Raw genomic sequence first — 24829 nt, 5'->3', positions numbered from 1 at the left:
GACACGGTGTTGGGCCGATCATTGTTTGCCAGAACAATGAAGGCCGGGATGGCGGGGTTCGGGCCCGGCTATTATTGGTCCGTGGAACACAAGCCGCAGGACAGGGTCGGGGCGCAGGTGGCCGAGCTGGGTGCCCGGATGGTCCAGCAGGCGGAGCCGCTCGCCGATGCGCTGGTCGACCGGATCCGGGCCGCGGTGCCCGTCTACCGCACGGACGCGGCGGTCAGCGCGGAGGAGCTGCGGCGCACCTGCCTGGACAACATCCACTTCGTCTTCGGGCCGATCGGACGGGTCCCCGCGCTCAACTCGCCCGAGTCGCGCGAGAACGGCAGGCAGCGCGCCAGAGCGGGCGTGCCGCTGACGGCGGTGATGGAGGCGTACCGGGTCGCCGCCCGCTTCCTGTGGGAGCAACTGGCCGACACGGCCGCCCGCAGCGCGGTCCCGGCCGAGGTCACCGTGCGGGCCGCCTCGGAGATGTGGCTGGTGCTGGACACCTACACCCAGCACATGGCCGAGGGCTACCGCGAGGAGATCACGGCCCAGCTGCTCAGCCGCGAGCAGGAGCGCTCGGCGCTGCTGGAAGCGCTGCTGGAGGGCCGCCTCGCGGAGGCCGACCTCTGGGACGCGGCGGACGTCCTGCGGATCCCCGCGCGTGGACCCTATGTGGTGATCGCGGCGCGGGTCCCCGACATCGGACGGCACGCGCTCCCGCAGGCCGAAGCGGCGCTCAGGGGCATCGGGGCGGCCTCGGCCTGGCGGCTGCTGCACGACGTCGAGGTCGGCGTCGCGCGACTGCCGGGGTTCGGCTCCGGGTCTGACTCCGGATCTGACGCAAGGTCAGGTGCCGGAGTGGGATTGGCACTTGACCGGCTGGCCGAGGTGCTCGGGTCAGACAGCGGTGCCCGGGTCGGGGTCAGTCCGCCCTATGACGACCTCAGGGAGACCGCGTCCGCGCTGCGACTGGCGAGGATCGCACTCCGCGGCGCGTTCGACGGCCGGAGGGTCACCCTCTTCGACCGCGACCCCCTGGCCGTCGTCGCCGCCGTCGGCACACCGGAGGTGATGCGGCATATCGCCCGCAGCGTCCTGGTCGCCCTGGACCGGCTCTCGCCGGAGCGGCGCTCGCTGCTGCTCTCCACCTTCGGCGCCTGGCTCGACAGCGGCGGCTCGGCCGACCAGGCGGCCGGGGTGCTGTTCTGCCATCCGAACACCGTCCGGCACCGGCTGCGGCGGCTGGAGGAGCACACCGGGCGCTCGCTGGCCGACCCGCGTGGCATCGCCGAGTTGAGCGTCGCCTTCGAGATCGACCGGCGGGTCAGCCGCGCTCCTCGCCCGAGGTGACCGGGTTGTCGGTGTCGTCGAGGGCGTCGAGGGCATCGATCAGGATCCGGATCTCCTCGGCCTGCTGCGGATCGTCCATCGCCTGCCAGAGTTCCCTGGCCCGCTCCAGATGGCCGCGGGCTTCCTCGGCCGGGCCGGTGGCCGTACGGAGCCGACCGAGATTGCCCAGGATCTCGGCCTCGGTGATCCGGTTCCCCACGGCGCGGGTGAGCGGCAGGGCCCGGAGCAGAAACTCCTCGGCCTGGTCGAACTCCTTGGCGTGCAGATGGGCGGCCCCGACATTGGCTGTCGATATGGCCACGCCGTCGTGGTCCGCTATCTCGATGGCGGAGGCCAGGCTGGCGTGGTACCAGCCGAGGGCCTCGGTGAAGTTCCCGAGCCGCTCCATGGCGCTGCCGAGGTTGTTCTGCACATTGGTCACCGCCATCGGCCGATCCAGCGCTCGGGCCAGGTCGAGGGCCTGCAGCCCCAACTCCACTGAGAGCGCGACCTTTTCCGGGTGGTCGATGTAGAGGATCGCCAGGTTGGTCAGCACGGACAACTCGCCCACCGCGTCGTCCAGTTCCCGGCGGATGGCGAGCAGGGCCACCAGGCAGGACTCGGCCTCGTCCGGGCGATTGGTCTGGTAGAGCAGCGCCGCCTGGGAGTTGAGCAGCCGGGCCTCGGCCTCACGGTCCCCGAGCAGTTGGGCGGAGGCGATCCCGGCGGTATTGCTGGCCTGCCACTCCCGATGCCGGGCAACGAGCCGGAAGTATCCCCAACTGAAGGAGGCGAGCAGGACCGCCGACTCCGGCAGGCCGTGGGTCACCGCCTGTTCGGTCATGGCCACCAGGTTGGCGCGTTCCTCGTCGCACCACTGGAGTGCCGCGCTGAAGCTGTCGAACGCCAGCGGTTGGTGGCCCGGGTCCGGCGGCGCCAGCTCCGGCCGCCGGATCTTCGGAACGAGCAGGCGGTCGGCTGCCGCGAGGGTGCCGAGGTACCAGTGGGCCAGTCGGCCGAGCGCCTCGCGGCGCAGTTCCTCGGGCTCCTCCCGCAGGGCGCATTCGGCGGCGAACACGCGCAGCAGGTCGTGCAGTCGGTAGCGGCCGGGGAGGACGCAGTCCAGCAGGCAGTTGTCGACCAGGTACGCCAGGGTCCGCTCGGCCACAGCGAGCGGCTCGCCGAGCAGGGCCGCCGCCGCGGGCAGGCTGATGTCCGGCCCGCCGGCCAGGCCCAGCAGGCGGAACGCCCGGGCCGGACTGCCCTCGCCGGACGCGGCGCCGCTGGGCAGGCTTCGGTAGCTGACCTCGATGCTGGCCCGGACCGCGGTGTCCTCCACCCGCAGCTGGTCCAGCCGCCGGTACTCGTCGGTCAGCCGCTCGGCCAGGTCGGCGATGGTCCACGCGGGACGGTTGGCCAGCCGGGCCCCGGCGATGCGCACCGCCAGCGGCAGCCCGGCGCAGCAGCGCAGCAGGTCGGCGGTGGCCTCCGGCTCGGCGTCCGCCCGGGCGGAGCCGACGATGCCGGCGAACAGGGCACGGGCCTGGGCGTCGTCCAGCGCCTCGATGTCGAGGCGGTCGATCCCGACCAGGCTCGGCAGCCTGCTGCGGCTGGTGACCAGCACCGCGCTCCGGCCCGTGCCGGGCAGCAACGGCCGCACCTGGGCGCTGTCCCGGGCGTCGTCCAGGACGATCAGCAGCCGCTGGTCGGCGACCAGGGTGCGGTAGCGCGCGGACCGTGCGTCGATGTCGCTGGGCACGGCGTCGGCGGCGACACCGAGGCTGTGCAGGGCGGTGGCCAGTGCGTCGGCCGGTGGGACGGGTTCGGTGCCGGCGCCGCGCAGGCTGATGAAGAGCTGCCCGTCCGGGAAGTCCCCGGCCAGCAGGTGCGCCGCGTGCACGGCCAGGGTGGTCTTGCCCATCCCACCGGTTCCGCTGATCGCGGACACGGCGACGGTGCCGCCGTCGCCGGTGGCGGCGAGTGCTGCGCGCAGGCGGCGGAGGTGGCTCTCGCGTCCGGTGAAGTCGGGTATGTCGATCGGCAGTTGACGGGGGACGGCGGCGCGGGCCGGCTTGGCCGTCCCCGACGACGGCTCGGTCGACCCCGCCGACTCCTCGGCGTCGAGCACCTCGCGCTGCGCCTGCCGCACCAGCGGCCCCGGCTCCACGCCGAGTTCGTCGACGAGGCGCCGCCGCAGCACCTGGAAGACCTCCAGCGCCTCGGCCTGCCGGCCGGCCCGGTGCAGGGCCAGCATCAGCTGCGCGTGCAGGCCCTCCCGCAGCGGGTGGGCGTCGGCCAGGGCGCGGATCTCGGCGATCAGCTCCTGGTCGCGGCCGAGTTGCAGGTCCGCCTCGATCCGGCCCTCCTGGGCCAGCAGCCGGGTCTCCCGCAGCCACTGGTCCTGGGCATGCAGCAGCTCGGGACCGTCGGGTATGCCGGAGAACGGGTCGCCCCGCCACAGCGAGAGCGCCGACGCCAGCACGTCGCCGGCCCCGGCCCATTCGGACTTCTCCAGCAACTGCCTGCCCTGCTTGCACCGGTCGGCGAAGACCTGCAGATCGAGCTCGCCCTCGGTCACCCGCAGCAGGTACCCGCCCGGCGAGGTGCGCAGCCGGGACCCGGCCTCGTCACCCAGCGCCCGGCGCAGTCGGGCGATCAGGTTGCGCAGCGAGGCGTCGGCGGAATCCGGGGCGTTGTCGCCCCACAGGTGCTGCCGCAGGGTGCCCGGGGCCAGCTCCTGGTTGGCATGCAGCAGCAGCACCGCCAGCAGCCCGCGCAGCTTGGAGCCGCTGACCGGTCGCTCGGTCGCGCCGTCCAGGACGACCAGCGGCCCGAGTAGGCAGAACTGCATCCTGCGGCTCCGTATCACCTGTGGTTCCCGCGCCGGTGGTTCCCAGCGGTTGCCCAGATGTTACCCCGGTGTTGCGCGGCTCCGGCAGGCTCGTCGCAGTCAGCCGATTCGAAGTGGGGGTCGGAGACGGCACGGACGTGGTCCTGGCTGCGGCGGCAGCCAGGACCACGCCCCGTCCCGGTACAGGACACGGGGCCTGGGACCGGGCGAACTTCCCGCAGCGGCGGCATCCCGGCCATGACCGGCCGTCAGCCGCCGCAGGGCGGAGTGGAATTCCTGATGCTGTTGAAGAGCCATGGTGTGCACCGGGCCCTTGGTGATCAGGGGGTATGGGCGATACTGATCCGGTGACGTCCACCGCTTGGCTCGACATCGGCATATTGATCTTTGGCCTCGTCGCGGGCGGCTTGATCAACTGGTTGGCGCAACCTGCGAAACTGGGCCAAAAGGCCATCATCATCTGTATCTGCGTGGCCGTAGCCATTGTTGTGGTGCTTACGGTGATCAAGGATGGTCCCGATGATGAGCAGCATCGCATCGACGCCATTGCGTGCCCGCGCCTCCTCGACGGCGCACACGACCTACTGGCGAAGCAATCCGGGTTGGCCGCGCCGCCCCTTGCGGGCTTTGCCTTCACGCCGAGCCAGGAGCTTCCCGGAAGGGTTGACCTCACGCTGACCTGGATCAATCCGTCACCTGTCTATCAGAGCGCCATCGCGATAGAGGGTGTTTATGGTCAAACTGGTTCCAATGACGGCTTTATTGACCACAAGGAACCCGCAGCTGCCACTGGCGAGTGCTGGAACTGGTACCACTACGGGACGCGCGATGACGCGCAGCCAGAGACTGTGAGAATTCAAGTGAGCGGACTGTGGCCGGAGCAGCAGTACTGCTTCTACACCGTTTTCCGGACCGACAAGGGCTACTCCAAACCGACGGCGATTCGCTGTGATACGGCGACCTGGAAACCCGGGTGGGGTGTACCGGCGCAAGCTCCTCGGACATAGCCTGAGCCGTGTCCGACGCCCCGGCCGTATCGGGGCAGCCGCTCGGCAGTGGACGGCTCTCGCTGAGCCCCGAGGGCCGGGCCGAGGTGGAACGCATCGCCACCCGCGTTTGCTTCTGACTGGATCGGGTGCCCTTCGCGGCGGGAGTTGTCGGAATGCTGATGTGACTTGCACCACTCCTGCTCACACTGCGTACGGGAAGGATGGGAGCTACCAGCGGTGGTCTGTACCACCGCATCGCTGCGGAGTGTAGTGGGAGCGTTACTGGTGCGTATCCCGGGCGGGAGCTGGTGACCCGTTGTGTCCGGCCTCGTCTGCTGGGTGACTTTCCGCCGGGATCGTGCGTAAAACCCGGGGGCGAAACGTTTAGCTGGTTCTGGGACACACCGTGTCTTCGGCGAAAGGAAACTGACGCTGTGTTGAGTGAAGAGAGCCAGATGAACACCACCAGTAGTCCCCGAAGCGACAGACTGCGCCAGCCGCTGCGGGCCGCCCGGGAGGTCGGGCGATGAGCGACCCTCGTGCGGGAACGGGTGAGCCGACGGGTCTGTCGCTGGACGCGGAGGGCTTCTACCTCCAGCACCACCGGCCCTACCACGCCTACGCGTACGTCCGGCTCGGCGACGGGCGCGGCACGGACCGGCTGGTGCACGAGGTTTTCGCGGACATCGCCTGCGACTGGGAGGCGATGCTGCGAGCGGCCAACCTGCAGGACCGCTGCTGGCATGTGCTGCGCTCGGCTGTGGACCACCGCAGCGCGCAGACACCCGGCCGCTTCGAGGCGCGACTGGCCCTGGGTTATGCCGCGCTCCTGGACGCCGCGCCTGCGGCGCAGGCTGTGCCGGTTGAACTCTTCAAGAGCGTCGGCGAGTTGACAGAGCGTCAGCTCGATGTCCTCATCCTGCGTCGAGTGCTGGGGTACGACCTCCCGTACACCGCCTGGATTCTCGGCGTACCGCAGCGCGGCGTTGTCGAGCGCGATCTGCGGAGTGCGCTCGCGCACCTGGAGGGGGCGCTCGACCGGCCGCGCATTCCGGTCCAGCACGATCCGCAGCAGAAGCTCGACCGCGTCTTCGCCGAGTTCGCCGCCATCCGCGAGAGCCTGACGGCGATGCAGAGCCCGGTCGGTCTGTACAAGGCGATGGCCGACCTGGGGGACCGTCGGATGGGCGTGTTCCTGCTGCGCAAGGTGATGGGCTTCAGCTCGCGCTATACCGCGTGGCTGCTGGACGTGACCGTGTCCACGGTGGATCGGGATCTGCACAGCGCCATGGCGCAGGTCGAGGAGGCACTGGTCGAGCGGCGGGTGCTGCGGGCAGCGAACGAGATGCTGGCGGAGGGGGAGCAGTGAGCGCCGTGCAGCGCATCGGCCTGGACGACATCGTCGCGGTGGCCTTTCCCGCCGAGCGGAGTTCCGCGCCGCCGCCCGATGTGGCACAAGGGCTGCGCGACCTGGCTGCGACGGTGGCCGGCCGGCGTGCGGGTGGCGGGTCGGTCCCGTCGTGGGCGGTCCAGGCTTCCACCGACCGGCACACATTGGAGTTGTTGGCGCGCTCGGTCGTCAACTCGCGCTCTGCGGCGGCGGAGATCGGTGCGCTGACCCAGGACTCGGCGGCGTCGGCCGACAGTGCCCGGGCGGTGGCGGATCCGGACCGCGAGATCGAGGGAGCCAGGGTCTTCGGCTGCCTGCTCTATCTGACCGGCCACCCCCACAGTGCCCGGTTCTGGTGGCAGATCGCCGGGGGCGCCGGTGACAGCACCTCGGCCTACTGCCTGTATCTGCACCATCGGCAGCGGGGCGAGACGCACACCGCCGGACTGTGGCTGGACACGGTTGCCCCCGGGTACGCCCAGCCGGGTCTGGGTGCGTACGCGCCCTCGCTGCCGCCGCTGCCGCAGGAACTGATGGGCGGTGTCTTCGGTACCGGTGCACCGCCGACGCAGGGGGGCCGACTGGCGGGCGAGGGCCAACTGGCCGGCGAGGTGGAGCGGCTGGTGGTCCACCTCCCCGGGGACGACAACGACGGGATCGCCGTACGCCCGGGGCCCGCCCTGGCCGCCCGCCTGCGGGAACTCATCCCCGCAGGTCACAGCTGCACCCCAGCGCGACGCCCGGCAGTGGACGAGTGACCGCCGCCCTCCTGGCGCTCGCGCTCGTCGCCGCCTTCCTGCTCGCGCTGCTGGTCGCCATCGCTGCCGCGCTGCTGGCCCGCATGGACGGCGCGACCGTGCCCGCGGCCCTCCTGCGCGGGGGCAGGACGTTCGGTGGCGCCCTCACCCTCCTCGTGGCCTTGCTGGCGCTGGGAATCGGAGCCCTCGGGTGAGGCACCGTCAGCCGGCGTCGGGCAGGCGGTAGACGCGGGTGGCGGTGGCGCCGAAGACGGCGGCCTCCTCGTCCGGGGCGAGTGCGGCGGTGAGGATCCGGGCGGCGTCCAGCACCTCGCGGTAGGAGGCGGCGAGGGTGCAGACCGGCCAGTCGGTGCCGAACATCAGCCGGTCCGGGCCGAAGGCCTCCAGGGCGGTGTCGACGTAGGGGCGCAGGTCGGCCGTGGTCCAGCTGGGCCAGTCGGCCTCGGTGACCAGCCCGGAGAGCTTGCCGACGGTGTTGGGCAGCGCGGCGAGCGCGCGGATTTCGCGCTCCCAGGTGGCCCGGTCGCCGGAGCTGATCGGGGGCTTGCCGAGGTGGTTCAGGACGAAGGTCAGCTCCGGCAGGGCCGCGGCGATCTCCGTGGCGGCCGGCAGCTGGTGCGGCTGCACCAGTAGGTCGTAGACCAGGCCGGCCGCGCCCACCGCGGCCAGGCCGCGGCGTACGTCCGGGCGCAGCAGCCAGCGCGGGTCGGGCTCGCCCTGGACCTGGTGACGGATGCCCACCAGGTGCTGCCCGCCCGGTAGTTCGCGCAGCCGGGCCAGGGTGTCGGCAACGTCGGGGGCGGTCAGGTCGGTCCAGCCGACCACGCCCGCGACCAGGGCGCTGCGTTCGGCGACGGCCAGGAACTCCGGGGTCTCCTCGGCCACGGTCACGGTCTGCACCAGCACCGAGGCGCCGACCCCGGCCGCCGCGGCTTCGCGTTCCAGCTCCTCGACCGCGAAGCCGCGGCGCAGCGGGGCCAGCTCGGGGCCGGTGATCCAGTCCTGGTCCCGGACCGTCAGATCCCAGAGGTGGTGGTGCGCGTCGACCACCGTCGGCGCCGACGAAGCCGCCGCGCTCACAGCTGCCACACCACGGGCAGGGCGGCGTCGCCACCGTCGTCGGAGTAGTCGTGGACGACCTCCAGCAGCTCCGCCATCCGCAGCTGCCAGGCCGTGTTGACCGGCAGGGTGGCCAGGTGGGAGATCAGGGCCGGGTAGTCCTCGCAGTCGATCAGGTGGAACAGCTCGGTTCCGCTGCGCCAGATGGTCCAGGAGTGGCAGCCGGCCTCGCGCATGGCCTCGGTCAGCTCCGCCGGGACCTCGCGGTGGGCCTGTTCGTAGTCGGCGATGCGGTCCGGCAGCACCCGGGTGTGCAGGGCGGTTCTCATGTCAGCTCCGAAGCGGGGGAGTCGGCGACGACCAGGACGTGCAGGGTGCGTGGTCCGTGCACGCCCTCCACCCGGTCGAGTTCGATGTCGCTGGTCGCGGAGGGGCCGGAGACGAAGGTCAGCGGCCGGGACGGGTCGAGCCGGGCCAGCGCCTCGGGCACGTCCCCGACGATCTGGTCCTCGCGGACCACGCAGAGGTGGTAGTCGGGCAGCAGGGTGAGGGCCCGTCGGCCCTGTCCGGGGCCGGCGTCCAGGACCACGGTGCCGGTGACCGCGATGCCCAGCGCGGCGGTGGTGAGCACCCCGTCCGCGCGCTCCAGCGCGTCCACCGCCAGCGGCGGTTCGTCGCCGAGCCGGTGCCACGGCCCCTGCGGCAGCAGTTCCTCCGGGAAGCCGGGCGGGACCAGCAGCTCGCGCACCTCGCGTTCGGCCAGCAGCGCGGCGATGGCGGCGGCGGCCTCGGCCGCGCTGACCCGGACCACCCGGGCCCGGTAGTCGGCCACCCGCTCGGCGAACAGCCCCGGCACGTCCGCACCGGCGTGGCTGCGCAGGTAGTCGGACGGGACCGGGACCTGCTCGGGCAGTTCGGCGGCGGGGACGTCGCCCAGCGCGGCGCGGATGTCCGCCAGGATCTTCTCTCGGGCGCTCAACTCCCGCTCCCCTCTTGAGTTTTGTCGATAGCAGGATGGGTGCGGCGCCACCAGGCGTGGAAGGTCTCGGCCGGCGGCTGCGGGGTGTCCCGGCTGTCGGCCCAGCCGTGCAGCGGTCCCGGCAGTCGGCCGATCCGGCCCTTGCGGGCGAGCAGATGGCTGCCGAGCCTGGCGCTGCGCTGCGCGGCGGAGAGCCGGCGCGGGGCGGCGAAGGTGGCCGCTGCCGCCTTCATCACCAGGGCCTCGGCTGTGGGCAGGGTGCGGCTGCGGCGCTTGCTCTCGACCACCTGGGCCCGCAGATGGGTGAGCACCTCCGGGATGTTGATCTTCACCGGGCAGGCGTCGTAGCAGGCCCCGCACAGGGTGGAGGCGAACGGCAGCGAGGCCGCCGCGCTGTTCGGGTCGCTGCCGACCCCGACCAGCTGCGGGGTGAGCACCGCGCCGATGGGCCCGGGGTAGACCGAGCCGTAGGCGTGGCCGCCGGTGCGTTCGTAGACCGGGCAGACGTTGAGGCAGGCGGAGCAGCGGATGCAGGCCAGCGCCTGGCGGCCGACGGTGTCGGCCAGGGTGGCGGTGCGGCCGTTGTCCAGCAGCACCAGGTGGAAGTCCTGCGGCCCGTCGCCGGGGGTGCTGCCGGTCCAGGTGGAGGTGTAGGGGTTCATCCGCTCCCCGGTGGAGCTGCGCGGCAGCAGCTGCAGGAACACCTCCAGGTCGGACCAGTCGGGCAGCACCTTCTCGATGCCCATCACGGTGATCAGCGTCTGCGGCAGGGTCAGGCACATCCGCCCGTTGCCCTCGGACTCGACCACGCCCACGGTGCCGGTGGCGGCGATGGCGAAGTTCGCGCCGGAGACGGCCACCCTGGCGCGCAGGAACTTCTCGCGCAGGTGCAGCCGGGCGGCCTCGGCCAGGGCCCGCGGTTCGTCGGTCAGGTCGGCCGGGGCCGGGCGGCCCCACTTGCCCATCTCCCGCTCGAAGATGTCCCGGATCTCGGCCCGGTTGCGGTGGATCGCCGGGACCAGGATGTGCGACGGGCGGTCGTCGCCGAGCTGGACGATCAGCTCGGCCAGGTCGGTCTCGTAGGCGGCGATACCGGCCTCGGCCAGCGCCTCGTTCAGCCCGATCTCCTGGGTGGCCATGGACTTGACCTTGACCACCTCGTCCGCACCGGCGGCCCGGACCAGCCCGGCGACGATCCGGTTGGCCTCGGCGGCGTCGGCGGCCCAGTGCACGGTGCCCCCGGCCCGGGTCACCGACTCCTCCAACTCCAGCAGGTAGAGGTCGAGATGACGCAGGGTCCGGCGCTTGAGGGCGGCGCCGGCGTCGCGCAGCTGCTCCCAGTCCTGCAGCTCGCCGGTGACGGTGAGCCGCTTGTCCCGGATGGTGCCGGTGGCGTGGCGCAGGTTGCGGCGCAGCTGGCCGTTGGCGAGGGCGGTGCGGGCGGCCTCGGGGAAGGGCGGGGTGTCCAGCCAGACCAGGCCGTTGGGGGTGGTCATGCGGGGTCTCCCTCGGTCGCGGCGAGGATCTCGGCCAGGTGCAGGGTGCGGACCCCGGAGTGCAGCCGGGACAGTCCGCCGCCGATGTGCATCAGGCAGGAGTTGTCGGCGGCGGTCAGCGCCTCGGCCCCGGTGCCCCGGACGCAGGCCGCCTTGTCGGCGAGCATCGCCGCCGAGGTGTCGGCGTTCTTCAGCGCGAAGGTGCCGCCGAAGCCGCAGCAGGACTGCGCGTCGGGCAGTTCGACCAGGTCGATGCCCTTGACCGCGCGCAGCAGCCGCAGCGGCTTGTCGCCCACTCGCAGCATCCGCAGCGAGTGGCAGGTGGGGTGGTAGGTGACCCGGTGCGGGTAGTAGGCGCCCACGTCGGTCACCCCCAGCACGTCGACCAGGAACTCGGACAGCTCGTGCACCCGGGGCGCCACCTCGCCGACCGCCGAACGCAGCGCCGGGTCGCCGTACTGCTCGGCGAGGACGCCGTGGCCGTCGCGCACCATTCCCGCGCAGGAGGCCGAGGGGGTGACCACGGCGTCGTAGCCGGCGAAGGTGTCCGCGAAGCGGCGCACCATCGGCATCGCCTCGGGGCGGTAGCCGGTGTTGAAGTGCATCTGCCCGCAGCAGGTCTGCCCCTGCGGGAACTCCACCGTGTGCCCGAGCCGCTCCAGCAGCCGGACCACGGCCTGCCCGGTCTGCGGGTAGAGGCTGTCGCTGAGGCAGGTGATGAACAGTGCGATCCGCATCAGACCTCCCCGGCCGGGGTCGGCACCCGCGCGTCGAGCAGGCCCTCGGCGCGCAGCTCGGACCACAGCTCCGCGGGGATCCGACGGGTCGTCATATCGGCGGCGTCCTCGGCCTCGGCGGCGCTGCGCAGGCCCACCAGGACGGCGGCCACGGCCGGGTGGCCGAGCGGGAACTGCAGCGCGGCGGCCCGCAGCGGCACCCCGTGCCGCTCGCAGACGGCCTTGATCCCGAGCGCCCGCCGCAGCAGGGCGTCCGGGGCGGCGGCGTAGTCATAGGTCGCCCCGGGCCGGGGGTCGGCCAGCAGACCGGAGTTGAACACCCCGCCGGCCACCACCGACACCCCGCGCCGCTGCGCCTCGGGCAGCAGCTCGGCCAGTCCGTCCTGGTCCAGCAGGGTGTAGCGGCCGGCCAGCAGCACCACGTCCAGGTCGGTCTCCCGGACGAAGCGGGTGAGCAGCGCGGACTGGTTCATGCCCGCGCCGATCGCGCCCAGCACGCCCTCGGCGCGCAGTCGCTCCAGCGCCGGGTACGCCTCGGCCAGGGCCTGGGCCGCGTGCTCGTCCGGGTCGTGCAGATAGGCGATGTCGATCCGGTCCAGGCCGAGCCGGGTGAGGCTGTCCTCGATGCTGCGGCGCACGCCGTCGGCGCTGAAGTCCCAGACCCGGCGCCGGGCGGCCGGGACGGCGAAGCCGTTGGCGAGGTCGTCCCCGTCCACCCGGTCGACCGGTTCCAGCAGTCGGCCGACCTTGGTGGAGAGGGTGTACTCGGCGCGGGGACGGTCGCGCAGCGCCGCGCCGAGGCGGTGCTCGGACAGCCCCAGGCCGTAGTGCGGGGCGGTGTCGAAGCTGCGGACGCCGGCCTCCCAGGCCGCGTCCACCGCGGCGCGCGCCTCCAGGTCGCTGACCGGGGTGAACAGGTTGCCCAGGGTGGCGGCCCCGAAGGCGAGCCGGGTCACCGGGACCTTGCCGCGGCCGAGGGTGGTGGTCTGCATCCGGCTCACCCTTCCACGGGGCGCAGCCGCAGGCCCTGCATACCGCCGTCGACGGCCAGGGCGGTGCCGGTCACCGAGGCCGCGTCCGGGCTCGCCAGGTAGGCGATGGCGGCGGCGACCTCCTCGGCGCTGACCAGTCGGCCGGTCGGCTGACGGGCGTTCAGGGCCGCGCGCTCGGCGGCCGGGTCGCCGGCGGCGTCGAGCAGTCGGCCGACCCAGGGGGTGTCCACGGTACCGGGGTTGACGCAGTTGACGCGGATGCCCTCGCGCACGTGGTCGGCGGCCATGGCCAGGGTCAGCGACAGCACCGCGCCCTTGCTGGCCGAGTACAGGGCGCGCTGCGGCAGCCCGGCGGTGGCGGCGATGGAGCAGGTGTTGACGATCGCGGCATGCTCCGAGGCGCGCAGGTGCGGCAGCGCGGCGCGGGTGGTGCGGACGATGCCGAGCAGGTTGATGTCCAGCACCCGGTGCCACTGGTCGTCGGGGTTGTCCTCGACCGAGCCGATGGCGCCGATGCCGGCGTTGTTCACCAGGATGTCCAGCCCGCCCAGCTGTTCCACGGCCGCGGCGACGGCGGTGCGCACCGAGGCGTCGTCCGCCACGTCGGCCTTGAAGCCCAGCGGCAGGTTGCCCGGGTCGAGGTCGAGCACGGCGACGGTGGCGCCGCGCTCGGTGAGCCGGTGCACGGTGGCCAGGCCGATGCCGGAGGCACCGCCGGTGACGAGTGCGCGAAGTCCGGTCAGGTCGCTCATACGGAGACCTCCTGTGCGGTGAGGGCGAGTTCGGCGGCCCAGAAGCCGCCGTCGGGATAGGTGTAGCGGGCGATCGACTCCGGGTGCATCTGTGCGGAGAAGCCGGGCGCCCGGGGCGCCCGGTAGTGGCCGCGGTGGATCCGCACCGGTTCGACGAAGTGCTCGTGCAGATGGTCGACGAACTCGATGACGCGGTCGTCGGTGCTGCCGGACAGCGCGAGGTAGTCGAACATCGAGAGGTGCTGCACCAGTTCGCACAGTCCCACCCCGCCCGCGTGCGGGCAGACCGGGACGCCGAACTTCGCGGCCAGCAGCAGGATCGCCAGGTTCTCGTTGACCCCGCCGACCCGGGCGGCGTCGATCTGCAGCACGTCGAGGGCGCCGGACTGCAGCAGTTGCTTGAAGACGATGCGGTTCTGCACATGCTCCCCGGTGGCCACCCGGACCGGGGCGACCGCGGCCCGGATCGCGGCGTGGCCGAGGATGTCGTCGGGGCTGGTGGGCTCCTCGATCCAGTAGGGGTCGAACTCGGCCAGGGCCTTGGTCCAGGCGATGGCCTCGGTGACGTTCCAGCGCTGGTTGGCGTCGATGGCGATGCGTACGGCGGGTCCGACCGCCGCGCGGGCGGCCCGGCAGCGGCGGATGTCGTCGGCCAGGTCCGCGCCGACCTTCAGCTTGATCTGGGTGAAGCCGTCGGCCAGGGCCGCCCGGGCCAGCCGGGTCAGCTTCCGGTCGGAGTAGCCCAGCCAGCCGGGCGAGGTGGTGTAGGCGGGGTAGCCGCGGCGCAGCAGCTCCCGCTCGCGCTCGGCGCGTCCGGCCCGGCCGCGGCGGAGCAGCTCCAGCGCCTGGTCCGGGCTGAGCGCGTCGGCGATGTAGCGGAAGTCGACCTGGGAGACCAGCCACTCGGGCTCGGCATCGGCGAGGAACCTCCACAGCGGTTTGCCCGCGCGCTTGGCGGCCAGGTCCCAGACGGCGTTGACCACGGCGCCGACGGCCATGTGCATCACGCCCTTCTCGGGGCCGAGCCAGCGCAGCTGGCTGTCGCCGACCAGGTCGCGGTTCAGGCTGGCCGGGTCGGCGCAGAGCTCGGTGACGGACCGTCCGACCACATGGGCCCGCAGCGCGTTGATCGCGGCGACCTGGACCTCGTTGCCGCGGCCGATGGTGAAGCTGAAGCCGTGGCCCTCCAGGCCGTCGCCGGCGTCGGTGCGCAGCACCAGGTAGGCGGCGGAGTAGTCCGGGTCCGGGTTCATGGCGTCGGAGCCGTCCAGGTCCCGCGAGGTGGGGAAGCGGACGTCGTAGGTCTCGACGGCGGTGATCCTGCCGGTCCTGCCTGGCGTGCCGGGCATGCCGTTCATGCGGGTTCGAAGGTCTGCCGCTGGGTGCCCAGGCCGTCGATGGACAGCTCCACCACGTCCCCGGAGCGCAGGTAGGGGTTGCCGGGCAGGCCGAGGGCGACCCCGGCCGGGGTGCCGGTGTTGACCACGTCGCCGGGCTCCAGGACCAGGTACTGGCTCAGGTACCAGATCAGGTGGGCCACCTCGAAGACCATGTTTTTGGTGTTGCCGTCCTGGCGCTGGACGCCGTTGACGGACAGCCGCAGGCCCAGCTGCTGCGGGTCGTCGGCCTGGTCCGGGGTGACCAGCCAGGGGCCGAGCGGGTTGAAGGTCTCGCAGGACTTGCCCAGGTCCCACTGGCCGGAGTACTCCAGCTGGAACTCGCGCTCGGAGACGTCGTTGCTGACCGCGTAGCCCGCGATGGTGTCCAGCGCGGCGGCGGGGGAGTCCAGGTAGCGGGCCCGCCGGCCGATCACCACCGCGAGCTCCACCTCCCAGTCGGTCTTCACCGAGTTGCGCGGGATCAGCACCCGGTCGTGCGGGCCGACCACGGTGCCCGGGTCCTTCATGAAGACCACCGGCCGGGGCGGGATGGCGGCGCCGGTCTCCTCGGCGTGGTCGCGGTAGTTCAGGCCGATGCAGACGACCTTGCCGGGCCGGGCGACCGGGGCGCCGATCCGCAGCCCGTCCGGGTCGAGCAGCGGCAGGGCGCCGTGCGCCAGCGCGGCGCGGGCGCGCTCGGGGCCGCCCGAGGACAGGAAGGCCCCGTCGATGTCGGAGGTGATCCCCGACAGGTCGCGGAGCCGGTCCTGGTCGTCCAGGAGAGCGGGGCGCTCGGCACCTACCGGGCCTACGCGTAGCAGACGCATCCTACAAACCTCCGATGAATGGGGGGAGTGATGTGGACTTTAGGCGCGCCAGTATCAATCTCGCAAGCGCCCACCAGGGTCGGGCTATCATTCATCTGATGACTGTCACGGGTGGTGCATCATGCTCGGGATGACGAGGATCTGCGAAGGGAACGGCCGTGGCGCTGACGGACGAGGCGATCGACCGGATCAAGGCCATGCTGGTCTCCGGCGAGCTGCAGCCGGGCGAACGCCTGCCCAAGGAGGAGGTGCTCGCGGTCCAGCTCGGCCTGTCCCGCAGTTCGCTGCGTGAGGCGGTACGGGCGCTGACCGCGATGCGGATCCTGGTGGCCAAGCAGGGCGACGGCACCTATGTCTCCAGCCTGGAGCCGCATCTGCTGCTGGAGAGCCTCTCCTTCGTGGCGGACGTCTCCCAGGGCGAGGCGGCGATGCAGCTGCTGCAGATCCGGCGGCTGGTCGAGCCGCAGGCCACCGCGGTCGCTGCGGCCCGGATCAGCGACGCCGAGGTGGCCTCGCTGCGCGAGGTCCTGGCCGCGAGCATCGCCGCCGACAATCTGGACGAGTTCATCCGGCTGGACTGCGAACTGCACCGCAGGATCGCGCTGGTGGTCGGCAACCCGGTGCTGTCGCTGCTGCTGGAGATCCTCTCCACGCAGACCCAGCGGGTCCGGCTGCTGCGCGGCACCCGGGTCGGGCCGGCGATCGAGGACGTGCACCGCGAGCACACCGCCATCGTGGACGCCCTGGCCGCCCGCGACCCGCAGTTGGCCGCCGCCGCGGCGACCGTCCACGTCGCCGCCGTCGAACGCTGGCTGGCGGTCGACGGCGACTAGCGCGCAGCGGGTTGTTGGGCTCAGTGCGGGCAGGTCAGCAGCCCCGCGGCGAGCTTGGCGGTCAGCACCCGCCGCACGCTGGCGTCCACGCCCTTGCGGAACGCCGGGTCGCGGTTCACCTCGGCCAGCACCGCCGCGGTCATCGCGCCGACCGTGGCGGGGTCGACCGTCAGCACCAGGTCGCCGCCCGCCGCCAGGAAGCCGGTGGCCCGCTGCCCGGCCGGGACCGACCGCACCGAGGCGGCGTTGCCCAGGTCGTCGGAGACCACCACGCCCTGGAACCCGATCGTGCCGCGCAGCAGCCCGCGCACCACGGTCGGCGAGAAGACCGCCGGGTGGCGCGGGTCGATCCTGGTGTAGGTGGCCAGGGCCACCATGACGAACTGCGCGCCCGCCTGGATCCCGGAGCGGTACGGCAGCACGAAGTCGCCGTCAGGACCGGTCACGTTGTCGACCACGTTCGCCGCGAAGTCGGTGTTGCCCTGGACATGGCCCAGGCTGGGGAAGTGCTTCAGGGTGCTGAGCACGCCGCTCTGCCGCAGGCCGCGCACAAAGGCCGAGGACTGCCGGGCGACCGTGCCCGGGGTGCTGCCGAACCCGCGGGCGAGTCTGCCGATCGGCTCATTGACCGAGGTCTCCTCGGCCGGCACCACGTCGACCACCGGTGCCAGGTCCAACTGGACCCCGGCCTGGGCCAGTTGGCGCCCCCAGGTGGCGGCGCGCCCCTGCAGCAGCGCGGTCGGCCAGCCGCCCTGCTCGGCGGCGCTCGGCATGGCGGAGAAGCCCGGGCCGCCCAGCACCTGGATCTGGCCGCCCTCCTGGTCCACGCCGACCAGCAGGCCGACCCTGCTGCCCGCGACGGTGGGCGCGAGCGCCTGCACCCGGTCCGTCCCGGCCCGTACCGCGCGGGAGCCGGCCTCGGTGTGCCCCATCAGGATGACCGAGCCGACCTGGCCCTGGCGCAGCACCTGCAGCTGCGCGGCGGTCGGCCCGGTGCTGCTGACCGCCGACATGAACAGCTGGCCGACCCGCTGCGCGGTGCTCATCCCGGCCAGCGTCCGCTCGACGCAGGCACTGGCCGCGCTGCGGGTCTGCGCGCCGGTCGGGGACGCGGTGGGCGACGTGGACGTGGGCGACGTGGAAGCGGGTGATGCGGAAGCGCTGTGCGGCGCGGTCGGGGTGGGCGACGCGGAGGCCGGGGAGCCGCCGCCGTCCCCGCAGGCGGCGGCGGCCATGGCCACTCCCAGCAGCAGGACCAGCAGCGGCAGTTTCAGGCCTGCGGTACGGGCAGCGGCCGGCATGGATGCTCCAAGCGGGTGGGATCGCGGTGGAATCGTCGTCCGCCGCCGGCCATCGGCGGAGAACTGCAGCGTACGGGGACGGGGCGGGCTCAGGGGGTGCCCGGCCGACGGCCGGCCAGGGTCCGCACCACCTTGGGCCCCGCCCACTTCCGCAGCTTCCGCAGCGGGGTGAACTCCTCGGCGGCCTGGTTGACCCAGTAGTACATCTGCGGCGGAACGTAGGGCAGCAGCGGTGAGTGCCGCTGGCCGAGCAGCGAGAACAGCTGAGGGGGCTTCAGGTGCATGTAGCGGGGGATGTTCTCGTACCACTGGGCGCTGTAGCGGGCCGCGCTCTGGGTGGAGAGGATGGCGAACTTCCGCTCCGCCTCGTAGGCGGCCAGCGCGGCCGGGAGCGCGGGGTGCCGCCGCACCGCCCCGGCCAGGCTGACGGCGTCCTCCAGGGCCAGTGTGGTGCCGGCGCCGACGGAGTAGTGGGTGGTGTGGGCGGCGTCGCCGATCAGCACGATGCCGTCGTGGTGCCAGCTGGCGTTGGTCAGCGTCCGGAAGCTGAGCCAGGAGGCGCTTCCGCCGCCGTCCGGCCTGCTGATCAGCGGGTGGCCGTCCAGCTGCCGGGCGAAGATCCGCTCCAGCAGCGCCATGGTCCCGCTCTCGTCCAGCCGGTCGAAGCCCAGCCCGGCCCAGGTCTCCGGGGAGCACTCCACGATGCAGGTGCTGCGGTCGCTGCTGAAGCGGTAGCCGTAGAACCAGATCCAGCCGTGCTCCGACTCGGCGAAGGCGAAGGTGAAGGATTCGAAGGCCCTGCTGGTGCCCAGCCAGATGAACTTGTTCCGGCCGGTCGCGACCTCGGTCCCGAAGCGGTCCGGGTACTGCTGCCGGAGCCGGCTGTGCAGGCCGTCGCCGGCCACGACCAGCTCCGCGTCCGGGAGCTGGCCGCGGTCGGTGATCTCCCGGCCGAACTCGACCCGGACGCCCAGGTCGGTCGCCCGCTCGACCAGGATGTCGAGCAGGCGCTGCCGGCCGATGCCGAAGCCCTCGTCGCTGGGGTGCGTCGTGGACTGCTCCCGGACGTGCGCCACGCCGTCGGTCCAGCGCACCGAGTTCTCGCTGATCGCCCGCGCGGTCGCGGGATCGCCGTCCCGCAGCCGGTCGAGCAGATCGCCCCAGTAGGTCACGCCCCACCCGTAGGTGGACCCGGCCGGGTTCCGTTCGAGGACGGTGATGTCGTGGCCCGGGTCGGACCGCTTCATCAGGATCGAGAAGTACAGGCTGGCGGGCCCGCCACCAGCGCAGACGATGCGCATGTCTTTCCCATGGTTCAGTAGCTCGGTGTAGTCGAACGATTTCACACCGTAGCAGCTGAGCGGTGGGGGAAGGCTCAGCGGTAGACCCGCAGATAGTCGGCGGCGAAGGTGATCGGGGCGGTCCCGGAGGGGCCGGGGTGGTACTGGCCGGCGCTGACCGACAGGCTCAGGTTCAGGTAGGCCGACCAGTCGGCGCCGACGCCGGTGCCGTCCGAGTAGACCTTGGTGCCGTTGACGTACCAGTCCACCGACTTCGCGCCGTAGTACGTGCCGATGGTCACCCAGTCGCCGGGGCCGACGGCCTTGGCGTCGGTGTAGTAGTCGTGCGCGGCGTTGACGTGGTTGGTCAGTTCCAGCAGGTTGGGGTTGTCGGGGTGGTACTCGAAGGAGTCGATCTCCCCGTTGCCGTTCTTCCAGGTCCACAGTGCGGGCCAGGCGCCGGAACCGGTCGGCAGCTGGACCCGGGCCTCGGCGTAGTCGCCGGTCCTGACCTGGAAGCCCTCGGTCGAGCCCTCGGTGGTGAGCTGGCCGGTGGTCCACGCCTGCTTGCCGTTCTCCAGGGTGTGCGCGGAGGGGGCGGCGGTGAAGGTGGCGACGCCGTTGGCGACCTGGACCGCGTTCGGGTCGAGCCAGTCGAGCTTGTTGTCGTTGGGGTTGTGGTTCCCGTACTGGAACGCGCTGCTGGTGCTGCCGACCCAGCGCGAGCCCCAGGCGATCGGGCTGTTGAACTCGTCCGACCAGGCCAGCGAGGTGCCGGGGACGGGCGAGGCCGGCGGGGCCGAGGACGGCGCGCTGGGTGTGGGCGTCGGGGTCGGTGTGCTGGGGCCGGTGGCCGCGGCGGGAGCCACCGTCAGCGTGCGGGTGGGCAGGTTGTGCCAGCCGCCCCTGCTGTCCTGCCAGAAGCCGAACTCGGTGTAGCTGCCGGCCGGCAGCGTCCGGCTGCCGGTGGTCAGGGAGACCGCGCCCGGGCAGATCCGGACGTTGCTCCGGGAGCCGGGGAAGTCGAGGTTGGCGCCGGACGCGTCGCGGACGCCCACGCCGAGCGTCCTGGCCGTGAAGCAGGAGCTGGAGTGGACCGTGAGCGAGGCCGTGGCGGCGACGCCGGCGGTCATCGAGCTGGGGGTGAGCCGGTCCTGACTGACGCTGGTGGCGGCCTGGGCCGGGACGGCGACCAGCGGGACGGCGGCCACGGCGGCGGCACCGGCTATCGCGGCGAAGCGCGCGGGGGTGATCCAAGGAGACATGGCAGGGTTCCTCGTCACGCCTGCGAGGTGAGCTGTCGGGTTCGGACTGAGGTAGCCCGGCCGCCCGGTGGGAGCGGCTTCACCCCGAGCCGAGACCCGCACGCCCGTTCGGGCGCGGACTCGGCAACTGACCTGGTTCCCCCGCTCCTGTCCGTACTGGAGCTCGGTGTCCCGCCGACGAGTGGACAGGACTCGGCGTCCCGGCGGCAGGCTCCGCCCACGGCGGAACCTGCAGGCTAGACATGCTTACGGGAATCGAACAACGGAATGTGCGCGGACTCACAGCGAGGGAGCAGGACCGCGCGCCACGGCCGATTAGGAGCGAAACAGACCTATTTCCTGGCTAGCGTGAGCACCACGCGATCGACCGCACGGGTCGGGCGCAGCGAGGAGGAAGGTGGTCCCCATGCCCACGCTGGTAGCCGCAGAGACCGATGAGCGCGACGCCCTGCTGCAGTTCGTGGAGGCCCAGCGCGGTGCGCTGCGGCGGGCGTTGGCGGGTCTGACCGAGGCCGAGGCCGCAGCCGCTCCGACGGTCAGCGCGCTGTCGGTGGCCGGGCTGGTGAAGCACTGCGCGGAGATGGAGAGCAGCTGGGTCAGGTGCACCCTGGCCGGGCGCCCCACCCTGCTGAAGCGGGACGAGTCGAACTGGGGCGACTCCTTCCGGCTGGTGGAGGGCGAGACCGTGGACGACGTGCTGGCCTTCTCCGACGCGGTGGCCGCCGAGACGACCGAGATCATCACCGCCCTGCCCGACCTGGACCTGACCGTCCCGCTGCCGGAGGCCCCCTGGTTCCCCGCGGATTCGCGGCGCTCGGCCCGCTGGATCCTGCTGCACCTGGTGGAGGAGACCGCCCGCCACGCCGGCCACGCCGACATCCTCCGCGAGTCCCTCGACGGAGCCACCGCCTTCGGTCTGATCGCCGCCGGGGCGAGGAAGTAGGCCCCCGGGGCCGCCGGACCTGGGCTTCAGCGCCCGGTGCTCCCGTTGTTCCCGGCGGTCCCGGCGGTCCCGGTGGCTCCGGGTGGGAGCAGTGGGCCGCCGGGCCAGTGCTGGAAGACGAGGTTGGTGAGCACCCGGACCACCTCGTCGCGCACGGTCAGCTGGTCCAGCACCAGCCGCTGCAGGCCCTGGCTGGTGTCGGTGGCCACATGGGCCAGGAAGTCGTCGGGCCCGGTGAGGTGGTAGACCGCGCGCACCTCGGGCTGGGCCAGCAGGTGGTCGACGAACGGCTCGACCAGCGGGCGGCGGTGCGGGCGGACCTGGATGTACAGGAACGCCTCCAGCGGGCGGCCGAGCTTGGCGGCGTCGACCTGGATCCGCTGCCCGGTGATCACTCCGGAGGTGCGCAGCCGCGCCACCCGGTCCAGACAGGTCGACGCGGCGACGCCGACCACGGCGGCGAGGTCCTTGTTGCTGATCCGGGCATCGTTCTGCATCACCCGCAGGATCTCAAGATCAACCGTATCCAGTTCGATGTTTCCCATGGAGCCAGAATAATAATCGAAAGCGTTGTGGCGCCACTGAACATTGCTCGAACCTATGGGCATGAAACCCGCTGACATCCGTACCCGGGCCGTCCACGCCGGCCGTGAGGACCTGGCCGATCTCGGCGTCCATGCCGCGCCGATCGACCTGTCCACCACCTACCCCTCCCGGGACAGCAGGGCCGAGGCGCTGCGCCTCGACGGCTTCGGCTCGGGGGAGTGGGACGGCGGACTGCCGGTCTACGGCCGCGTCTCCAATCCGACCGTCGAACGCTTTGAACGCGCTCTGGCCGATCTGGAGGGACTGCCCGCGGCGGTCTCCTTCGCCAGCGGGATGGCCGCGATCAGCGCCGCGCTGCTGGCCGTGCTCAGCGGCGGACGGCGGCACGTGGTGGCCATCCGCCCGCTCTACGGGACCACCGACCACCTGCTCGGCTCCGGGCTGCTGGGCACGGAGGTCAGCTGGGCCGACCCGGAAGGCGTCCGCCGGGCGCTGCGCCCCGACACCGGCCTGGTCTTCGTGGAGACCCCCGCCAACCCCACCTTGGCCGAGGTCGACCTGGCCGATATCGCCGCCCAGGCCGGGGACGTGCCGCTGCTGGTCGACAACACCTTCGCCACCCCGGTGCTGCAGCAGCCCGCCCGCCAGGGCGCCGCCATGGTGCTGCACAGCGCCACCAAGTTCCTCGGCGGCCACGGCGACGTGATGGGCGGCGTGATCGCCTGCGGGGACGAGCAGGCCGCCCTGCTGCGCCGGATCCGCTTCGCCACCGGCGGGGTGCTGCACCCGCTGGCCGGCTACCTGCTGCTGCGCGGCCTGTCCACGCTGCCGCTGCGGATCGGCGCGGCCAGTGCCACCGCCGCCGTCCTGGCCGACCGGCTGCGCGAGCACCCGGGCGTGCGGGCGGTGCACTACCCGGGCCACCAGCAGGGCCGCCCTTCCGACCAGATGGCGTCCGGCGGCGCGCTGGTCGCGTTCGAGGTCGACGGGGATCCGCACCGGGTCATCTCCGCGGTGCGGCTGATCACCCCGGCGGTCAGCCTGGGCAGCGTCGACACGCTGATCCAGCACCCCGCCTCGATCAGCCACCAGATCGTGGACCCCGAGCAGCGCAGGGCCTGCGGGATCAGCGACCGGCTCCTGCGCCTGTCCGTCGGCCTGGAGGCACCGGACGACCTCTGGAGCGATCTCGACCAGGCGCTCGATCAGGCGCTCGACCAGGCCGGGAACGCCGCCGCCGGGTAGGTCCGGTCCGGCTCGGGTCAGCTGCGGGTGGCGAGGCAGAACGGGTGGCCGGCCGGGTCGAGCATCACCAGCAGGCCCAGGGCCCGGTCCTTCGGCTGGTGCTCGGGCGTGGTGGCCCCGTAGGCCTGCAACTGCTTCTCGGCCGCCTCCAGGTCGTCCACGAAGAAGTCCATGTGGACCCGCAACGGCACTTTCGACGAGGGCCAGGTCGGCGGCCGGTAGCCGTCGACTCTGCGGAAGACCCAGGTCGTTCCCGACATGGTGACCCAGGCCGAGTCGTCGTCGCTGTGGGTGATCTCGCCGCCGGACGCGTCCCGGTAGAACGCGGCCACCCGCGCCGGGTCCTGGCAGTCGATGACGATGCAGGCGAGTGCGATGACAGGGGCCACGGTTCGCTCCGAGGTCAGTGGGCGGGGGTCAGGGTTCGGGGTCGCTCCCGCTCCAGCATGGCAACCGCTGAACCGACGTCAGTGCTGGAAGAGCATCTCGGGGTAAGTAGGTGAGGTTCCGTCAAGAATCGGGTCGTGGCCGCCGCGCAGCCAGCGGTCGAAGAAGGCCGCGACATAGGTCTCCTCCAGGCTGACGGCCCGCGCCGGACGGATGGTGCCGACGTCGTCGGTGACGGTGCTCGGAGGCAGGACCGTCGGGCCCAGCGCCCGCGCCAGTTGCGGGACCAGGCTCTCGGCATCGGTGTAGGAGACATGGCGCGAGCCGGCCATGGTCACGTCCCGCACCCAGCCCCGCTCGTGGTCGTAGAAGGCACGCCAGGACGGGTCGGAGGCGAGGCTCTCGCCGTCCGCGCTCTGACTGCCCATCAGCAGGAACGGCCGGTCGATCCCGTTCGCGGCCGAGGACATCAGCGGTGCGCCGGGGGTGGGCTCGCCCGCGTACTCCAGGATGCCGTCCAGGTCGATCCCGGCCTTGATCCGGCGGTCCTGGTACATCGCCTGCGCGGCGGTCGAGCCGCCCGCGGACTGGCCGTACATGCCGACCCGGCCCAGGTCCAGCGACCCGGCCAGTCCGGCCGGCAGGGCGGCGCCGGCCGGGGCGTGTCCTGCGGCGATCCGGCCGAGCGCGTCCAGCACCGAGGTCGCGTCGTCGGCGCGCACGGACACCACCTTCCGCAGCAGGTCGCCGACGGTGCCGTCCTGCTGCGCCTGGGCGAACAACTGCGGCAGCACGCTCGTCTCGACCCGCCCGCCGGGGAACTCGACGCCCGAGGCGTCGTAGGTGGGGTCGATGGTCACCACCACGAAGCCGCGGCTGGCCAGGTCCTCGGCCACGGTGCTGTCCCAGCCCCGCGGGTCGCCCGCGCCGGGCGAGAAGAGCAGCACCGGGAACCCGCCGCGCGGCGCGGTGGCGGCGGGCGCCTCCCGGTAGGCCCAGGTACGGGTGGAGGCCCAGTCGACCAGGCCGCTCGGCAGGCCGAGTTCACCCGCGTTCAACTGGTCGAAGGCGGCGGCGGTACCGGCCGGGAACTGCGCGGCGCGGGTCCGGCCGGCAGTGTCCCGGGCCGGGTAGTAGACGCTGGCCATCAGCTCCCGGTAGGCCGGCGACGCCGTCCACGGGTTCGGCCTGGCGGCGTCGACCAGATGCAGGTCGACGATGCCGACCTGGTGCGGCCCGGTCGGTTTCGGCAGGGTCAGACCGCGCACCGGCGTGCTGTGGGGCCCGCCGCCCGCCGCCGGGGCGCCGAACGAGACCGCGGGAACGGCCGTCGCCGCCATCGCGGCGACCAGGCCGACGGCGGCGGCCCGCGCGGCCCAACGGCGGCTGTGACGGGGTGTCAGGGTGCGGCTGCTCATGTGGGAGGGCCCTTCCTCTGGTGTCCTCTGGTGCCGGTCGGATCGTCCGCCCCTGCGGACGCCCCCCTCCAGGTTCTCCCGC

24 protein-coding genes and 1 riboswitch are annotated in these 24829 nt (G+C 72.5%); of the genes, 8 read left to right on the top strand and 16 right to left on the bottom strand.

Going from position 1 to position 24829, the window contains the following annotated elements; translation table 11 throughout:
• Positions 1-81 precede the first annotated feature (81 nt).
• Positions 82-1341 carry a PucR family transcriptional regulator gene (locus ACEZDG_RS34385; RefSeq protein WP_380517810.1) on the top strand — a complete coding sequence of 420 codons (1260 nt, stop codon included), beginning with the start codon at positions 82-84 and terminating at the stop codon, positions 1339-1341.
• Here the strand turns inward: ACEZDG_RS34385 and ACEZDG_RS34380 are convergent.
• Entirely contained in the window at positions 1316-4171 is a 2856-nt protein-coding gene (locus tag ACEZDG_RS34380) for an AfsR/SARP family transcriptional regulator (RefSeq protein WP_380517808.1), read from the bottom strand. The genes ACEZDG_RS34385 and ACEZDG_RS34380 overlap by 26 nt on opposite strands.
• Before the next feature lie 347 nt (positions 4172-4518).
• Here ACEZDG_RS34380 and ACEZDG_RS34375 point away from each other — a divergent pair, with 347 nt between their 5' ends.
• From ACEZDG_RS34375 to ACEZDG_RS34360, 4 genes are all read left to right on the top strand, one after another.
• Entirely contained in the window at positions 4519-5178 is a 660-nt protein-coding gene (locus ACEZDG_RS34375; RefSeq protein ID WP_380517805.1) for a hypothetical protein, read from the top strand.
• 508 nt (positions 5179-5686) lie between these two features.
• Positions 5687-6529, top strand: coding sequence for a hypothetical protein (locus ACEZDG_RS34370; RefSeq protein WP_380517803.1), 843 nt, complete (start codon positions 5687-5689; stop codon positions 6527-6529).
• Positions 6526-7308, top strand: a complete 783-nt coding sequence (locus ACEZDG_RS34365; protein WP_380517800.1) for a hypothetical protein — start codon at positions 6526-6528, stop codon at positions 7306-7308. The genes ACEZDG_RS34370 and ACEZDG_RS34365 overlap by 4 nt, the downstream gene beginning before the upstream one ends.
• Positions 7305-7502 (top strand): hypothetical protein, encoded by a 198-nt coding sequence (locus ACEZDG_RS34360; RefSeq protein ID WP_380517797.1) that lies wholly within the window; start codon positions 7305-7307, stop codon positions 7500-7502. The genes ACEZDG_RS34365 and ACEZDG_RS34360 overlap by 4 nt, the downstream gene beginning before the upstream one ends.
• Before the next feature lie 7 nt (positions 7503-7509).
• Here ACEZDG_RS34360 and ACEZDG_RS34355 read toward each other — a convergent pair whose 3' ends face one another.
• The 9 genes from ACEZDG_RS34355 to ACEZDG_RS34315 are packed head-to-tail and all read right to left on the bottom strand — an operon-like array spanning position 7510 to position 15529.
• Positions 7510-8388 carry an amidohydrolase family protein gene (locus ACEZDG_RS34355; protein ID WP_380517794.1) on the bottom strand — a complete coding sequence of 293 codons (879 nt, stop codon included), beginning with the start codon at positions 8386-8388 and terminating at the stop codon, positions 7510-7512.
• Positions 8385-8696, bottom strand: coding sequence for an L-rhamnose mutarotase (locus ACEZDG_RS34350; RefSeq protein WP_380517791.1), 312 nt, complete (start codon positions 8694-8696; stop codon positions 8385-8387). The genes ACEZDG_RS34355 and ACEZDG_RS34350 overlap by 4 nt, the downstream gene beginning before the upstream one ends.
• Positions 8693-9346, bottom strand: coding sequence for a LutC/YkgG family protein (locus tag ACEZDG_RS34345; protein WP_380517788.1), 654 nt, complete (start codon positions 9344-9346; stop codon positions 8693-8695). The genes ACEZDG_RS34350 and ACEZDG_RS34345 overlap by 4 nt, the downstream gene beginning before the upstream one ends.
• Positions 9343-10842, bottom strand: a complete 1500-nt coding sequence (locus tag ACEZDG_RS34340) for a lactate utilization protein B (protein ID WP_380517785.1) — start codon at positions 10840-10842, stop codon at positions 9343-9345. The genes ACEZDG_RS34345 and ACEZDG_RS34340 overlap by 4 nt, the downstream gene beginning before the upstream one ends.
• Complete coding sequence (locus ACEZDG_RS34335) at positions 10839-11579, bottom strand: (Fe-S)-binding protein (RefSeq protein ID WP_380517782.1); 741 nt, start codon at positions 11577-11579, stop codon at positions 10839-10841. Before ACEZDG_RS34335 ends, ACEZDG_RS34340 begins: the two co-directional genes overlap by 4 nt.
• Positions 11579-12571 carry an aldo/keto reductase gene (locus ACEZDG_RS34330; RefSeq protein ID WP_380517779.1) on the bottom strand — a complete coding sequence of 331 codons (993 nt, stop codon included), beginning with the start codon at positions 12569-12571 and terminating at the stop codon, positions 11579-11581. The genes ACEZDG_RS34335 and ACEZDG_RS34330 overlap by 1 nt, the downstream gene beginning before the upstream one ends.
• Positions 12572-12576: 5 nt before the next feature.
• A complete protein-coding gene (locus tag ACEZDG_RS34325; RefSeq protein ID WP_380517776.1) occupies positions 12577-13323 on the bottom strand; it encodes an SDR family NAD(P)-dependent oxidoreductase in 747 nt (248 codons plus the stop codon).
• Positions 13320-14672 carry an enolase C-terminal domain-like protein gene (locus ACEZDG_RS34320; protein WP_380517774.1) on the bottom strand — a complete coding sequence of 451 codons (1353 nt, stop codon included), beginning with the start codon at positions 14670-14672 and terminating at the stop codon, positions 13320-13322. Before ACEZDG_RS34320 ends, ACEZDG_RS34325 begins: the two co-directional genes overlap by 4 nt.
• 5 nt (positions 14673-14677) lie before the next feature.
• The gene (locus ACEZDG_RS34315) at positions 14678-15529 is read right to left on the bottom strand and encodes a fumarylacetoacetate hydrolase family protein (protein WP_380517771.1); all 852 of its coding nucleotides are present in this window, start codon (positions 15527-15529) and stop codon (positions 14678-14680) included.
• Between the two features lie 158 nt (positions 15530-15687).
• Between ACEZDG_RS34315 and ACEZDG_RS34310 the strand changes: the two genes are divergently transcribed.
• Positions 15688-16362 carry a FadR/GntR family transcriptional regulator gene (locus ACEZDG_RS34310; protein WP_380517768.1) on the top strand — a complete coding sequence of 225 codons (675 nt, stop codon included), beginning with the start codon at positions 15688-15690 and terminating at the stop codon, positions 16360-16362.
• Positions 16363-16382: 20 nt separating this feature from the next.
• Here ACEZDG_RS34310 and ACEZDG_RS34305 read toward each other — a convergent pair whose 3' ends face one another.
• The 3 genes from ACEZDG_RS34305 to ACEZDG_RS34295 form a co-directional block, all read right to left on the bottom strand.
• Complete coding sequence (locus ACEZDG_RS34305; RefSeq protein WP_380517765.1) at positions 16383-17663, bottom strand: glycoside hydrolase family 3 N-terminal domain-containing protein; 1281 nt, start codon at positions 17661-17663, stop codon at positions 16383-16385.
• A gap of 89 nt (positions 17664-17752) precedes the next feature.
• Positions 17753-18964, bottom strand: a complete 1212-nt coding sequence (locus ACEZDG_RS34300; RefSeq protein ID WP_380517762.1) for an FAD-dependent monooxygenase — start codon at positions 18962-18964, stop codon at positions 17753-17755.
• Positions 18965-19038: 74 nt separating this feature from the next.
• Positions 19039-20208, bottom strand: a complete 1170-nt coding sequence (locus ACEZDG_RS34295) for a glycoside hydrolase family 16 protein (protein ID WP_380517759.1) — start codon at positions 20206-20208, stop codon at positions 19039-19041.
• 3 nt (positions 20209-20211) lie between these two features.
• Positions 20212-20387: riboswitch (cyclic di-AMP (ydaO/yuaA leader) on the bottom strand.
• A 227-nt stretch (positions 20388-20614) separates the two neighbouring features.
• Between ACEZDG_RS34295 and ACEZDG_RS34290 the strand changes: the two genes are divergently transcribed.
• Complete coding sequence (locus ACEZDG_RS34290; protein ID WP_380517756.1) at positions 20615-21151, top strand: DinB family protein; 537 nt, start codon at positions 20615-20617, stop codon at positions 21149-21151.
• Between the two features lie 26 nt (positions 21152-21177).
• On the opposite strand, the gene ACEZDG_RS34285 is transcribed toward ACEZDG_RS34290, so the two are convergent.
• Positions 21178-21696 (bottom strand): Lrp/AsnC family transcriptional regulator, encoded by a 519-nt coding sequence (locus ACEZDG_RS34285; protein WP_380517754.1) that lies wholly within the window; start codon positions 21694-21696, stop codon positions 21178-21180.
• 61 nt (positions 21697-21757) lie between these two features.
• On the opposite strand from ACEZDG_RS34285, the gene ACEZDG_RS34280 reads away from it, so the two are divergent.
• Complete coding sequence (locus ACEZDG_RS34280) at positions 21758-22942, top strand: trans-sulfuration enzyme family protein (protein ID WP_380517751.1); 1185 nt, start codon at positions 21758-21760, stop codon at positions 22940-22942.
• Between the two features lie 17 nt (positions 22943-22959).
• On the opposite strand, the gene ACEZDG_RS34275 is transcribed toward ACEZDG_RS34280, so the two are convergent.
• Positions 22960-23331 (bottom strand): VOC family protein, encoded by a 372-nt coding sequence (locus tag ACEZDG_RS34275; RefSeq protein ID WP_380517749.1) that lies wholly within the window; start codon positions 23329-23331, stop codon positions 22960-22962.
• A gap of 78 nt (positions 23332-23409) precedes the next feature.
• A complete protein-coding gene (locus ACEZDG_RS34270; protein ID WP_380517746.1) occupies positions 23410-24747 on the bottom strand; it encodes an alpha/beta hydrolase in 1338 nt (445 codons plus the stop codon).
• Positions 24748-24829 lie beyond the last annotated feature (82 nt).

The sequence above is a fragment of the Streptacidiphilus alkalitolerans genome (assembly GCF_042511045.1).
In the GTDB taxonomy this organism is placed as follows: domain Bacteria; phylum Actinomycetota; class Actinomycetes; order Streptomycetales; family Streptomycetaceae; genus Streptacidiphilus; species Streptacidiphilus alkalitolerans.
The sequence above is the reverse complement of the archived record's forward strand: the minus strand, read 5'-3'. Positions and strand labels throughout refer to the sequence as shown.

What these genes read in the sequence shown, in the direction of transcription:
- ACEZDG_RS34330 (WP_380517779.1), bottom strand. Translation starts at nt 12,571, where the DNA reads ATGCAGACCACCACCCTCGGCCGCGGCAAGGTCCCGGTGACCCGGCTC.
- ACEZDG_RS34270 (WP_380517746.1), bottom strand. Translation starts at nt 24,747, where the DNA reads ATGAGCAGCCGCACCCTGACACCCCGTCACAGCCGCCGTTGGGCCGCG.
- ACEZDG_RS34295 (WP_380517759.1), bottom strand. Translation starts at nt 20,208, where the DNA reads ATGTCTCCTTGGATCACCCCCGCGCGCTTCGCCGCGATAGCCGGTGCC.
- ACEZDG_RS34380 (WP_380517808.1), bottom strand. Translation starts at nt 4,171, where the DNA reads ATGCAGTTCTGCCTACTCGGGCCGCTGGTCGTCCTGGACGGCGCGACC.
- ACEZDG_RS34320 (WP_380517774.1), bottom strand. Translation starts at nt 14,672, where the DNA reads ATGCCCGGCACGCCAGGCAGGACCGGCAGGATCACCGCCGTCGAGACC.
- ACEZDG_RS34340 (WP_380517785.1), bottom strand. Translation starts at nt 10,842, where the DNA reads ATGACCACCCCCAACGGCCTGGTCTGGCTGGACACCCCGCCCTTCCCC.
- ACEZDG_RS34290 (WP_380517756.1), top strand. Translation starts at nt 20,615, where the DNA reads ATGCCCACGCTGGTAGCCGCAGAGACCGATGAGCGCGACGCCCTGCTG.
- ACEZDG_RS34325 (WP_380517776.1), bottom strand. Translation starts at nt 13,323, where the DNA reads ATGAGCGACCTGACCGGACTTCGCGCACTCGTCACCGGCGGTGCCTCC.
- ACEZDG_RS34300 (WP_380517762.1), bottom strand. Translation starts at nt 18,964, where the DNA reads ATGCGCATCGTCTGCGCTGGTGGCGGGCCCGCCAGCCTGTACTTCTCG.
- ACEZDG_RS34350 (WP_380517791.1), bottom strand. Translation starts at nt 8,696, where the DNA reads ATGAGAACCGCCCTGCACACCCGGGTGCTGCCGGACCGCATCGCCGAC.
- ACEZDG_RS34335 (WP_380517782.1), bottom strand. Translation starts at nt 11,579, where the DNA reads ATGCGGATCGCACTGTTCATCACCTGCCTCAGCGACAGCCTCTACCCG.
- ACEZDG_RS34370 (WP_380517803.1), top strand. Translation starts at nt 5,687, where the DNA reads ATGAGCGACCCTCGTGCGGGAACGGGTGAGCCGACGGGTCTGTCGCTG.
- ACEZDG_RS34285 (WP_380517754.1), bottom strand. Translation starts at nt 21,696, where the DNA reads ATGGGAAACATCGAACTGGATACGGTTGATCTTGAGATCCTGCGGGTG.
- ACEZDG_RS34305 (WP_380517765.1), bottom strand. Translation starts at nt 17,663, where the DNA reads ATGCCGGCCGCTGCCCGTACCGCAGGCCTGAAACTGCCGCTGCTGGTC.
- ACEZDG_RS34280 (WP_380517751.1), top strand. Translation starts at nt 21,758, where the DNA reads ATGAAACCCGCTGACATCCGTACCCGGGCCGTCCACGCCGGCCGTGAG.
- ACEZDG_RS34315 (WP_380517771.1), bottom strand. Translation starts at nt 15,529, where the DNA reads ATGCGTCTGCTACGCGTAGGCCCGGTAGGTGCCGAGCGCCCCGCTCTC.